General features: G+C 38.6%; 9 protein-coding genes. 5 read left to right on the forward strand and 4 right to left on the reverse strand.

What is annotated here, in order from left to right; translation table 11 throughout:
* Positions 1 to 113 precede the first annotated feature (113 nt).
* The gene (locus H1D32_RS21840) at positions 114 to 2,933 is read left to right on the forward strand and encodes a bifunctional diguanylate cyclase/phosphodiesterase (RefSeq protein WP_261180314.1); all 2,820 of its coding nucleotides are present in this window, start codon (positions 114 to 116) and stop codon (positions 2,931 to 2,933) included.
* Positions 2,934 to 2,948: 15 nt separating this feature from the next.
* Positions 2,949 to 4,586, forward strand: coding sequence for a thiamine pyrophosphate-binding protein (locus H1D32_RS21845; protein ID WP_261180315.1), 1,638 nt, complete (start codon positions 2,949 to 2,951; stop codon positions 4,584 to 4,586).
* A gap of 227 nt (positions 4,587 to 4,813) precedes the next feature.
* Here the strand turns inward: H1D32_RS21845 and H1D32_RS21850 are convergent, their stop codons facing one another.
* Positions 4,814 to 5,110: a hypothetical protein gene (locus H1D32_RS21850; protein WP_261180316.1), complete on the reverse strand. Its 297-nt coding sequence runs from the start codon at positions 5,108 to 5,110 to the stop codon at positions 4,814 to 4,816.
* A 141-nt stretch (positions 5,111 to 5,251) separates the two neighbouring features.
* On the opposite strand from H1D32_RS21850, the gene H1D32_RS21855 reads away from it, so the two are divergent.
* The gene (locus H1D32_RS21855; RefSeq protein ID WP_261180317.1) at positions 5,252 to 5,803 is read left to right on the forward strand and encodes a DUF6944 family repetitive protein; all 552 of its coding nucleotides are present in this window, start codon (positions 5,252 to 5,254) and stop codon (positions 5,801 to 5,803) included.
* 43 nt (positions 5,804 to 5,846) lie between these two features.
* On the opposite strand, the gene H1D32_RS21860 is transcribed toward H1D32_RS21855, so the two are convergent.
* Entirely contained in the window at positions 5,847 to 7,760 is a 1,914-nt protein-coding gene (locus H1D32_RS21860) for a triple tyrosine motif-containing protein (protein WP_314733481.1), read from the reverse strand.
* A gap of 186 nt (positions 7,761 to 7,946) precedes the next feature.
* The gene (locus tag H1D32_RS21870) at positions 7,947 to 8,246 is read right to left on the reverse strand and encodes an MTH1187 family thiamine-binding protein (protein WP_261180318.1); all 300 of its coding nucleotides are present in this window, start codon (positions 8,244 to 8,246) and stop codon (positions 7,947 to 7,949) included.
* A gap of 347 nt (positions 8,247 to 8,593) precedes the next feature.
* On the opposite strand from H1D32_RS21870, the gene H1D32_RS21875 reads away from it, so the two are divergent.
* Positions 8,594 to 10,252, forward strand: coding sequence for a glutamine--tRNA ligase/YqeY domain fusion protein (locus H1D32_RS21875; protein WP_261180628.1), 1,659 nt, complete (start codon positions 8,594 to 8,596; stop codon positions 10,250 to 10,252).
* Positions 10,253 to 10,857: 605 nt separating this feature from the next.
* Entirely contained in the window at positions 10,858 to 12,249 is a 1,392-nt protein-coding gene (locus H1D32_RS21880; RefSeq protein WP_261180319.1) for an L-cystine transporter, read from the forward strand.
* Positions 12,250 to 12,447: 198 nt separating this feature from the next.
* On the opposite strand, the gene H1D32_RS21885 is transcribed toward H1D32_RS21880, so the two are convergent.
* The gene (locus tag H1D32_RS21885; protein ID WP_261180320.1) at positions 12,448 to 13,263 is read right to left on the reverse strand and encodes a histidinol-phosphatase HisJ family protein; all 816 of its coding nucleotides are present in this window, start codon (positions 13,261 to 13,263) and stop codon (positions 12,448 to 12,450) included.
* Positions 13,264 to 13,321: the final 58 nt, after the last annotated feature.

Here is a 13,321-nt window from a genome sequence, read left to right on the forward strand (position 1 = left end):
TATTGTAGTTGAAGTAGCTTATTTGCAGGAAAAACCAATATAATTGTCGAAATAGGAAAATATATATATCCAAATTGTAGATTTGCGGTTTTTATCTAGGAGGAAAGAACTAAATGTCCCGACATCAAATGAGATATTCTCGCCTTGCAAAAATAACAAAACTAATTCATACAAATATAGAGCTCCAAGAAATACTAGAAAATGTTGTTTCTACTATTTCTGAAGAAATTGCAAGCTGTAATTCAATAGGGATCTTTTTATTACAGGAAGACGGGACATTTCGGTGGTTTATCGGGAAGGCTCATTTAGATTTTGTTACAAACCTTGATAAGCATATCATTAACCCTGTAACAGATATGTTAGCGAAAGAGGCTATTGAAGCAAACCAAACGCTTAATATCCGTAATGCCATGAAGGACAAACGTATAGATTCTACATTCGTGGAAAACTTTCAAATCAACTCATTACTCGTATCACCTATTTCACTTGGTGAAGAGCTTTATGGTTTAATCTATGTAATGAACCATGAAGTAGGCAAGGCTATGACAAAACAAGAAGTACAGCTAGTCGATATGTATGTCAATATGGCAGCCGTTGCTATTTTAAATGCTGACAACTTAACTCGTACGGAAAATTTGCTTTATGAAAAGCAGTTATTATTAGATGTAACAAGTGACTTAGCCCTTTGTTCGACTATGCAGGAAGTACTAGATAAATGCTTTCATTATCTATCACAGGTGCTTAACAACTATAATATTGGCGCGCACATCTTAGATCCAATTGCTGAGCGAAATATTAAACCGACAAGATTAAGCAAGGAAAGTGATTGGACGCAAGAAGAGTGGTTAGAAAAACATAAAGATATTAAGGTTGATCATAGCAAGGATAAGCTTTTTCAAGATATAGTGAAAAACAAAAAAGCGGTGTTTATTCCTGATGTTTTTGCGGATGAGAGACCAAACCATCATGCCTGTCGGACCTTTGGTATTAAGGGGTTGTTTAGAATCCCGTTAGTGTCGATGGGGGAGGTTCTGGGGATCATTTCAGTAGTAAATTTAGATGAGGTTAATCGGGTGTATACCAAGGTAGAGATGCGTCTTGCCCAATCGATTGTCGATGCGACTTCATTGGCATTATCCAATTTACTATTCCGAGAAAAACAGGAAATTATGATTGAAGAACGAACAGAGCAAATTACGCTTAAAAATAATGAGCTTGAAAAAGTTGTGAAAGAACTACAACGTTTAAGTCACGAAAAGGAATTAATTCTTAATTCAGCCGGCGAAGGTATCTTTGGTTTGGATGTTGAAGGGAAAATTACTTTTTGCAACCCAGCGGCAGCGATGATGTTAGGCTATGAGAATAAGGAAGAATTAATTGATGTGGTGTATGATACGATTTTTAACCGTATCAAGACAAATCAAGTAAGCTTTCATCAAAATTTTCCAGCTTATATTGAAAAAAATCTCAGTGGCTACAGTAGTGATGAGGTCTTTTTTAGAAAAGATGGTACAAGTTTCGCAGTTGAATATGCAGTTTCACCGATAAAAGAAGCAGAAGAAATAACCGGGTATGTCGTCCTTTTTAAGGATATTACGGTTCGTAAGCAATTAGAAGAGAAGATTAAATACCATGCATATTATGATAGTTTAACAAATCTCCCAAACCGCGTGTTACTAAAAGACCGCTTAAATCAAGCTTTAACGTATGCCCACCTCCACCAAGAGGAACTGGCCGTTTTGTTTATTGACCTTGACCGTTTTAAGCTTGTAAACGATACACTTGGCCATAGTTATGGTGACTATTTGCTTCAGGAAGTTGCTTCGCGCTTAAAAAGGAGTGTTTCAAAGGGAGCTACGGTTTCCCGTCAAGGTGGCGATGAATTTACAATTATCCTACCTACCATTCAATCAAAAGGTGATATTTCCGAAGTAGCTGACCGAATTTTAAATGCCTTTTCAAGCCCCTTTGATTTAAAAGGGAATGAAGTATTTATTAAACCAAGCATCGGGATTAGCCTGTTTCCGAATGACGGGATTGATGTCGATACACTAATTAAAAACGCCGATACGGCGATGTATAAATCAAAGGAACTACACGGAAATAATTTTCAATTCTATCAAGAATCAATGGACCGCATCAACCTCCGCAGTGTGAAGGTCGAAAATGCGCTTCATAAAGCCTTGGATAATGAGGAATTTGTCCTGCATTACCAACCACAGATTAACTCGAAGACGAATGAAGTTATTGGTGTTGAAGCACTAATCCGGTGGATTCACCCAACAATGGGACTTATCTCACCTGCGGATTTTATTCCAGTGGCAGAAGAAACGGGGTTAATTGTCCCAATCGGAGAATGGGTGCTTCGAAATGCTTGTAAACAAATCAAGGCATGGCATGAGATCGGATTTTCGAATATAGTTGTTTCGGTTAATTTGTCAGCTCGTCAATTTGAGAAGCAAAATTTAGTTGAAATCGTCAAAGAAATTTTAGCTGAAACCAACTTGCATCCTAAATTCCTAGAGTTAGAGCTTACTGAAAATATGATCATTAAGAATACAAAATCGACGTTAGAAACGATGGAAAAATTACGTGAGCTTGGAATTAAAATGTCCATTGATGATTTTGGAACTGGTTACTCGTCTTTAGGATATTTAAAGAACTTTCCGATAAACACACTGAAAATTGATCGATCTTTCGTTCACGATGTTGCCGCTGATACAGCCAATGCAGCAATCACAAATACGATCATCACTTTAGCTGGTAATTTAAGCTTAAATGTCATAGCTGAAGGGGTCGAAACAGAAGACCAAAAAAACTTTTTGTCTTCAAAGGGGTGTTTCCTCATGCAAGGATTTATGTTTAGTCCACCGATTAAAGCTGAGGAATTTTTGGCGAAATATTTTATTCATGAGGAAGAAGAAATATTTTGAACTAAGGAGACTGCGATGAAAGCCGTACGTGCTGTATTACATTTTCTTAAAAGAGGCGGAGTTAAATACGTATTCGGTATACCAGCAGGGTCGGTTAATGCCTTTTTTGACGAATTGTATGATATGAAAGACCTAACGCCAATCATCGTCAAGCATGAGGGGGCAGCTTCGTATATGGCTGCTTCTTATGCCAAATACGTGAATGGTTTAAGTGTTTGTATAGCCAGTAGTGGCCCAGGAGCAACTAATTTAATTAGTGGCTGTGCCAATGCCATGCGAGAGCATTTACCTGTCTTGTTTTTAACTGGCGCTGTGCCTGTTTCAACGGTTGGGTTAAATGCCTCGCAAGAGCTTCATGCCGAGCCTATCTTCCGTTCAATTACGAAATATAGCGTGACGGTCAATGACTCTAAAGATTTGTTGACAGAAGTAGCAAAGGCTGTGGAAATTGCAGTCAGTGGCGTACCTGGCCCGGTTCACATTGCGATGCCAATTGATGTGCAGCTTGATCAAGTAGATTTGGCAACAATTCCACCATATCCGAAGCGGACTCAAATCTATCCGGACATGACAACGATTAAACAAGCAGCGATCGCCCTCATTAGTGGAAAAACAGGTTATATTTTTGTCGGACAAGGTGCCAGAGGTTCAGTTCCGGCACTTTTAGAAGTTGCTGAAATGCTACAATGGCCAATCATTGTTACTCCTCAGGGGAAAGGGCTCATTCCTGATGACCATCCTCTGTTTGCTGGTGTTTACGGCTTTGCTGGGCATGAATCAGCCTCCAAGCTACTTAGTGAGGGTGACGGCAAGATTTTGCTCATTGTTGGCTCTAGTCTAGGAGAAACTGCGACGAATAATTGGAATAGTTGCATAACCAAAGACCGTGTCGTGATCCAGCTTGATTTTGACAGTACGGTTTTTCGTAGAAAGTATGAGGTGGATATTCCGATTCTAGGTGACATTGATTTAAGCTTGCTTTATTTAAGCGAATATCTCAAGGATTTGGGCTTAACAATGAAAAGTGAAATACAACCTGAAAAAAGTACTTACCAATCTTCAAAAGAATATAATTCTCAGGACGTGCTATTAAAGCTTCAGGAGCACTTGCCAGCTGCAACCCGCTATACGATAGATATCGGAGAGTTTATGGCCTATGTTGTTCACTATATGAATGTATTGGAATCGGACACCTTTGATATTAATATCCACTTTGGGGCAATGGGGCAAGGAATTGGCGCTGCCTTTGGTTCTAAGCTTGCTGAACCCGAAAGACCTGTTGTTTGTATTACAGGAGATGGCTGCTTTTTCATGCATGGGATGGAGATGTTAACTGCCAAGGAATATAAACTGCCAATTCTTTTTGTCATTATGAATAATGCTCGTTTAGGAATGGTTTATCACGGACATTCGTTACAATACCAGCGAGCGCATCCTCGGTTTGAGCAGCAACCGGTAAATATCACTGCGATGGCAGAAGCTTTAGGAATTCCTAGTATCCGTGTTGAAAGCATGGAAGATATTAATAAATATATTATTAACCATCTAATGAGCTTTAATGGTCCTACAATTTTAGAGATATCTTTAGTAGATGAAAATACACCACCAATGGGAGAACGCGTAAAGTTTCTCTCATCATTTGGAAAGCAGTAACTGAAGCCCTTGTTAAAGGGCTTTTTTAAATTTATAAGAACCGGAAAAATCTATTATCCTTTTAGTGTGTTTAACTTTGAGCGTCTTCTACTCCGAGGTTACTCGGAGCAATGATGCAATGGAGTCGCTTCAAGGATGTACTTGGCACGAGGTCAATGTTTTGCCCGTGTAAAGCGTAAAAGAACATTTCAACGGTCAAAAGCAGATGCTTGCATGGCTAGGTTTTCTTATTCGCCACTTAACGCCTTCAAGTAGCTCTTCTGATCTAACGTTTTTTCACCATTGATACAGGCTTCGATATATTCGCGTAAGCGTTGGTTTTGCTGGAACATTTGCTCATTCGCAGCTGTTAAATATTCTACTTTTACATGACTAGGTTGGTTTAAATTTTGGGTCGAGTCAATGCGTTCTTGCATTTTTTCAACAGTCAAACTAAGTTCTATTAAGTGATCAATGAAGTGCTGACGTTCTTTTTCAAGTCTTTTTAGGCGATTTTCAATCGTTTCAAGTCGATCTTCGCTCATATTATCACCTCCCGAATGAAAATCCTCGTAAAAGATGTATGAAAGAAGCCCAACATTTATGCTTTCTAAACCTCTGACCTCACTAATTAAATTGGCAACGAATATAATATCGGAAAGCTGAGATAGATGGGGGAAATAGGAGTGGATGATCAACAAAAACAAGTAATCGGAGCTTGGATTGATGCAATAGGGACAATTATCTCAGCGGTTGGTGAATTGAGGGAATTAGCTGGGTTGAATGACATCAATAAAAAGTTGGTGGCTATAGGTGATGCCTTGCAAGCCGTTGGTCCAATGATCATTGGAACGGCGCAAATTGACGACCCGTTGAATTTTGCGGGCAACTGGATTGACGGAGCTGGTGCTGCAGCTGCTTCTCTTGGTGCTTACCGTGAGTATATTGGTGTTGGTGATGAAGAAGGAAATCTTCGAATTGAGTTTCTAGGTTATATTTTTCAATCGATGGGGGCTTCACTTAGTGCTTTAGCAGACTATTTAGCTGGTGAAGATGAACTTGCTGTTGGAAATGCCCTGCAAGGCCTAGGCGCAGGTCTTGAAGCGATAGGTGCCATATATTTATTAAGTGATAGAAAGCAGGAAGGCCAGCCGATTACAGCACTAGGAGCGATCCTACAAGCCATTGGTTCAAACTATAATGCTGTTGTCGTAACGCGGGATTTTTTGAGGGAATAAAAAATGATAAGAGAGAAAAACCTCTCTTACCATCTTCTAATGTCTATTCAATTGTAAAATTGATTTCCTGACTATCATCGATTTCTTTTTTAGATAGTCGATGTTTTACGTCTGTTTTGATTGTAAACGTGCCTGGAGTTGTTGCTAACCAGTTGTAGTAGCTTTGCTGAGAATAATCTTGGACCACAAGCCACTGTGTGCCATCAAAAATAGAAAAACGATAGAGATGTTCTGTTGGTACCTTTGATTGAGCAGTGAATTTGATTTCTGTATTTGAAGGCTGTGGGCTACTCTTATCAACATCAATCGATAGCAATGATGCTTCATTAAAGACAGTGAACGCGCTCACTTGCTGACTATCATAACCTTTCTTAGAGAGTTTATGCTTTACTTGTACTTTGACTTGGTAGGCTCCAGCCTCCGCAGGCTTCCACGCTGCTGTTCTCTTCGTAGAGAAGTCTTGAAGAGTGATCCATGTACTTCCATCAAACACTAAAAACTTGAAAAGATTATTAGCATCGTCATTCGATTCTGCCGTGACTGTTATAGAAGTATTATTAGGCTGCGGGCTCACGTTATTAAACGAGACCGTTTTTATTGATGCTTCATCAAAGACAGTAAACTCACTTACCTGCTGACTATCATAGCTTTTCTTCGAATGTTTATGTTTAACTTGAACTTTTATTTGATAAGCGCCAGCCTTCGTAGGTTTCCAAGCGGCTGTCCTTTTTGTAGAGAAATCCTGAACAGTGACCCATTTGCTTCCATCAAATACTAGAAACTTGAAAAGGTTGTTCGCATTATCATTCGATTGCGCCGTGATTGTCACAGATGTATTCTTAGGCTGTGGGCTCACTTTATTAAACGAAACAGTTTTAAGCGAAGCTGGGCTAAAGATCGTATAATCAATGACGCGTTGACTATCATAGCTCTTTTTAGATAGCTTATTCTTTACTTGTACTCGAACCTGGAAAGTGCCAGCTTTTGTCGGCTTCCAAGTAACTGTATTTTTAGAAGAATAATCTTGTAAAGTTACCCATTTCGTCCCGTTGTAGTAAGAGAATTTAAATAGGTTATCCGTGTTCTTGTTTGACTGAGCCGTCAAGTTTATCGTTGTGTTGCTAGGCTGAGGGCTACTTTTACTTGTAGTAAATGTAGTGACTTTTGCCGCTGTATAGACAACATAGTTGAGTACCTTCTCATCTTCAAACGACTTTTTTGAATTCTTATTTTTTACCTGGACTTTAACTTTATAAGATCCCGACTTTTCAGGGGTCCAAGTCAGTTTATTGTTGGTTGAAAAGTTACGAAGCGTCGTCCACTTTTTACCGTCATGGACCATAAACTTGTACACAGGATTTGTCCCACTATCAAGATTAGCCGTAACAGCGATTGAGGTTTTAGACGGCTGGGGACTAGTTTTGTTAACCGTTACATTTTTAAGTTTACTTGTGAAAACATAGCCATTTGCAGTAGCTATTTGCTGAAAGCTTTGTTTTGAATTTGTGATAATAACGGGAGTGTTCACTGCGACCCGATCGAATAACCAGCGAATATCTTCATTATACATACGGATACATCCCGCACTTGCATATGTACCAATTGAGCTTGGATTATTATTTCCGTGTATCGCATAGGTTGTTCCATAAGTACCTCGTGCATTTAAGCCTAACCACCGGTCACCTAACGGGTTGGAGGGGTGACCACCAGGGATATTATTTGTATAATAAGGTCGATTTTTAATCATATTAACAATCTTGAACTTTCCCTCTGGTGTAAAACTATTTTCTCTACCAGTTGCTACTTTAAATGTCTTTTCTAGTTTGCCTTGATTATAAAAGGCTAATTGATTGTTACTTTTATTAACAATGATCATTTGTTGTCCATTTGCAAATACATTTGAACTGCCGACAACCAGTAAAAATAGTAATAGAAAAAAGGAAAATAGTTTTTTCATAGATTCACCCCACAATTTGATAGAATATTAAAACAAGTGTAAGTTACACTTACGGAAATATTTGTAAAAAAGTGGAATAGAATTCAGAAAATTTTTCGACAAAAATATTAGTAGATAATAATAGAAAAAAACTCTAGCAGGCACTGCGCCCTTACTAGAGTTTTTTTATTCTTATCTAAGACCTAACTATTCAAGATTATCTTCTACGGTTTTAACCTGGTGTTCTAGGGTCATTGGTTTATCAATGCGGTCGTCAATAGAGATATTTGTGACGACTCGCTGGGTACCGTTGGTGATCTCGTTTTTATGAATGAGTTTGGCAACTTCCATGATCTCATCTAAGTTACCTTCAATAACTGTAGCGGTTGGAGTTACCTGATAGTTTAATCCTTTTTCTTTAATAATGTTTACGGCTTCAGTAACATTGCTACTAAAACTTGGGGTATCCGAACCAACGGGGACGACACTAATTTCTAATATTGGCATGAAATTTCACTCCTTTTCAACATTGGTCAATTATGACCTATGTAATAGGTTTTGCATTTTCTACTTTCTTAACCAACCTAAATATTCTTTTAACTGAGTGAAATGCAGTTGCGATGGTTTTTACACAACTTAGTAGCGGTGGTGAAATTCATTTCTTTCACCAGAAAGGGGTTTATTCTGTAACGTTCTCAGAAACAATACTACATAGATATATTTGCTAATTTATGATATAACTAAAATTATTATTTAGAGACTGAGTGAATTTCATAGTTACAGAAATTGAGCCATTTAAATGGCGGAAATAATGAATGATGAAATTCAATAAAATGGAGAAAGGTTGGTATTTGATGGAGAATAAATCGAGCAGTTCAAATTTTATTAAACATATCGTCGTGGAAGACTTAAAAGCTGGAAAGTACAATGAAATTGTCACGCGCTTTCCACCAGAGCCGAACGGATACTTACATATTGGACATGCAAAATCAATCGTACTTAATTTTGAATTGGCAGACGAGTTTAAAGGAAGAACAAATTTACGCTTTGATGACACAAATCCTGTAAAAGAAGATGTGGAATTTGTTGAGTCTATTAAAGAAGATGTAAAATGGCTAGGGTTTGAATGGGATGGCCTATTTTTTGCGTCTGATTACTTTGATACGATGTATGAAAAAGCAGTTCTTTTGATTAATAAAGGACTAGCTTATGTTGAGGATCTTTCACAGGAAGAAATTCGCGCCTACCGTGGAACGCTTACTGAGCCAGGAAAAGAAAGTCCATCTAGAACTCGTTCAGTTGAGGAGAACCTAGATCTTTTTGAACGAATGAAAAATGGAGAATTTCAAAATGGAGAGAAAGTTCTCCGTGCAAAAATCGACATGGCTTCACCGAATATTAACTTACGAGATCCAGTCATTTACCGGATCTCCCATGCAACACACCATAATACTGGTGACAAGTGGTGCATTTATCCGATGTATGCGTTTGCTCACCCATTAGAGGATGCGATCGAAGGTGTCACTCATTCGATTTGTACGTTAGAGTTCGAAGACCAACGTCCGTTTTATGACTGGGTCGTTGAGCAATGTGAGATGGAAGCAACGCCACGTCAATATGAGTTTGCGCGCTTAAACTTAACTAATACAGTAATGAGCAAACGAAAGCTGAAGCAGTTCGTCGATGAGAAAATTGTTGATGGCTGGGACGATCCACGGATGCCAACAATTTCAGGCTTAAGAAGAAAAGGTTATACACCTGAGGCAATTCGAACGTTCTGTCGTGAAATCGGCGTTTCTCGTGCCTTTAGTACGGTTGATGAGCAAATGCTTGAGCATTTCATTCGTGAAGACTTGAAGTTAAAAGCACCACGAACAATGGCTGTATTAGCTCCACTAAAAGTTGTCATTACCAACTATCCTGAAGGACAAGTGGAATGGCTTGACGCAGAAGTGAATCCTGAAAACGAAGAAATGGGTACGCGCCAAATTCCATTTTCTCGCGAAATTTATATTGAGCAAGAAGACTTTATGGAAGATCCACCAAAGAAATACTTCCGTTTATTCCCGGGAAATGAGGTTCGCTTAAAGCATGCGTATTTCATTAAATGTGAGGAAGTTATTAAAGATGAGGCAGGCAATGTTGTTGAGCTTCGCTGTACGTATGATCCAGAAACGAAGAGTGGTACTGGCTTTACTGGACGTAAAGTTAAAGGGACGCTTCATTGGGTTGAAGCAACGCACGCCAAAGAAGTAGAATTTAAACTTTACGAGCCGCTAATTCTTGATGATGCTGGGGATGAAGGGGAAGATAAGAACTTCCTTGATAAGGTTAACCCTAACTCATTAGAGGTTTTAAAAGGCTATGTTGAGCCAAATATGGCAGATGCTAAAGGCCATGACAAGTTCCAATTCTTTAGACACGGCTATTTCAACGTTGATCCGAAACAATCGACGAGCGACAACCTTGTCTTTAACCGAATTGTTTCGCTGAAGAGTTCGTTTAAGTTATAAGATAGAAAAGCGCAAAGCGCCCTAGGAAAAAGTGTATTGCTTTTTTTCAGAAAGCCTAAAGATAGACATGAAATAATAAAAACCAAGTCTTAGAAGTGTTTCTAAAGACTTGGTTTTTTAGTGTGTTTAGAAGGTCATTTGCTTGCATTAGGAGCGTAGCCGAGCAAGGCTTGGCTCTTCACGTATATCGTGAAGTTTGTAAACTAAATGAGGCAGAGGGATATATACGAAGCAGTAGGTTTTATGCTCGGTTTACTTTATCGACCCAGTTTCGGACTACTTTTCTATTTATGAGCCTGCTCCATTCCTTAGCCTAGGTTCGGAATACTTTTCTAATTATTAGCTAGATCCATTCCGAACTTGACTTTAACGGTCAAAATGCAAAAGATATATAATCATATTTTAGCCTACCAAGTCTTGCAGGGGGGCGGGCCCATCACCCCATGCACAATATCTTAGATAAAACATTGGCATAAAAAGGACGACGCTACAATAGTAATTTACTAAACAACTATGTTTGAAAAATACTTTTAAAACATAGTTGACGGATAGGAATTATAGGTGTATTATTTGTTAATAAATTCAAAAAATGGAGGGGATAAACGTTGACAACCTTATTAATCTTATTAAACATTGCTATTTTATTAGTAGTTATCGTTGGTTTGTATGTCATGCAAAAGAAACATGTTTCATTTTCTAAGCGGGTATTTACCGCACTCGCGGTCGGAATTATTTTTGGTCTAATTTTACAATTTGTTTATGATCCAAAATCAGAGGTCATTCAAGTTACATCAGACTGGTTTAGCCTAGTTGGAACAGGTTATATCCGCTTTTTACAAATGATTGTAATGCCATTAATTTTTGTTTCCATTTTAGCTGCGTTTACGAAAATGAAAATCGCATCGAATTTAGGAAAGATCAGTTTATTAATAATTGGAATGTTGATTGCAACAACTGTCATCTCAGCAGTAGTTGGAATTGGGACAACAATTACTTTTAATTTAGAAGCAATTCAAATTGAACAGGGGGATGCTGAGCTAGCGCGAGGCGACTCACTAACAAATACGTATAGCAGTAATTTAGAAGGAAAAACATTACCGAACCAAATTTTAGAGCTGTTACCGCGCAACCCATTCTTAGACTTTACAGGTGCACGTGCAACATCAACGATTGCCGTAGTTATCTTTGCCGTATTCTTAGGAATTAGTTACCTTGGAGTTGCTAGAAAAGAACCTGAGCATGCCGAAATGTTTAAGAAAATCATCGATAGCGTTTATGCAATTGTGATGCGTGTTGTTACACTAATTCTTCGTTTAACGCCATACGGTGTTCTGGCAATTATGACAAGAACCGTGGCAACAAGTGATTTAAATGCAATTTACAGTTTAGGGAAATTCGTTATTGCTTCTTATGTAGCGTTAGGAATTATGTTCGTGATCCACTTATTAATCTTAATGGGTGTTGGCTTAAATCCAGTCACATACATGAAAAAGGCCTTCCCAGTATTAGCATTTGCTTTCACTTCACGTACAAGTGCAGGGGCGCTTCCAATGAACATTGCTACACAAAAGAAATTAGGTGTATCAGATGGAATTGCGAACTTTGCAGGGTCATTTGGTTTATCGATTGGACAGAATGGGTGTGCCGGTGTATATCCTGCCATGCTAGCGGTAATCATTGCACCGACAGTAGGTATTAATCCGTTAGACCCTGGTTTCCTAGTCATGTTACTAGCGATTGTTGCGATTAGTTCATTTGGTGTTGCAGGAGTAGGGGGCGGCGCGACATTTGCAGCGCTACTCGTATTATCAGCCATGGACCTTCCAATTGCCTTAGCTGGTTTATTAATCTCGGTTGAGCCACTAATTGACATGGGCCGTACAGCATTGAACGTAAGTGGCAGTATGACTGCAGGCCTTGTGACAAGTAAAGTAACAGGAGAAATTGATACAGAGGTTTACAAAGACCCAGAACAACAAATTGAAATTTCTGCTTAAAAATAGAGGGAGGCTGACACTAGGGTGTCAGCCCTTTCTTGGTTTTTGGCTAGTTTGCCGAATAAATTAAAAAGTTGTTCGAATAACTGTAAAAGTTGTTCGAATAACTTCAAAAGTTGTTCGAATAACTCAAAAAGTTGTCCGAATAACCCCATATTCCAACCAAACCCAAATAAAAAACCGGGCACTCAGCCCGGTTTATCTCAAATTTATCGGTACAAACTTCGGCTTTCGCTCACGAAACGTTGTAACATACTTAAAACCAGCCTTCCCTAGTAATTCATAGCCTAAATCTAAGTGTTTTCCAACGAAATGTTTGCTGTGAGCATCGGTTCCAACCGTGATAATCTCACCGCCAACATCCTTGTAAAGCTTGAGGAACGGTAAATCTGGCAAAGCGCAATCAATCCGATAACGAAATCCGGACATATTTACTTCAATGCCGCGCTCAGTCTCAATTAGAGCTTTAAATGTATCTTCGATGATGTCATAATAATTTTTCCACTTCACGTCCGCCCAATGAGCCTTAACATAGTGCAAGTAACGCTTTATCAATGTCAGATGACCTAACACATTAAAATCCTTGAACTCCTTAACATATTGATTAATTGTTAAAAAATAAGTCTCTACAGCCTCGTCTAACGTTTTTTCTTTAAAGTAGTCGCCATTATGTAGATCGAGATCGTCTGCCAAATGAACCGAGCCAATAATAAAATCAAAATAATGACTGTTTGCAAACTCCTTATTTTCTAAATGTTTAAAGGGGTGGATCCCAATCTCGACCGCCTTCAAAACCGTTAGCTTCTCGCGATATTTTTCTTGAATTACTTCAACCGCTTTAGCGTATTCTTGATAGTCAAAATCAAAAATCAAATCACAGTTTGGATAAAAGTAATCAATATGCTCCGTGAAGGCAATTTCCTTTACCCCTGCAGCAATGGCTGCATCACAAGCATCCTCAAGCTTCATTTTTGAATCCGCACTAAATAGCGAATGTACATGATAATCAAACATAATAATAACCCTCTCCGAAGTGTTTGTTCTATTCTATCACAAATAATACAAAAATTCA

Origin of the sequence: Anaerobacillus sp. CMMVII (assembly GCF_025377685.1) — a bacterium.
Lineage (GTDB): Bacteria > Bacillota > Bacilli > Bacillales > Anaerobacillaceae > Anaerobacillus.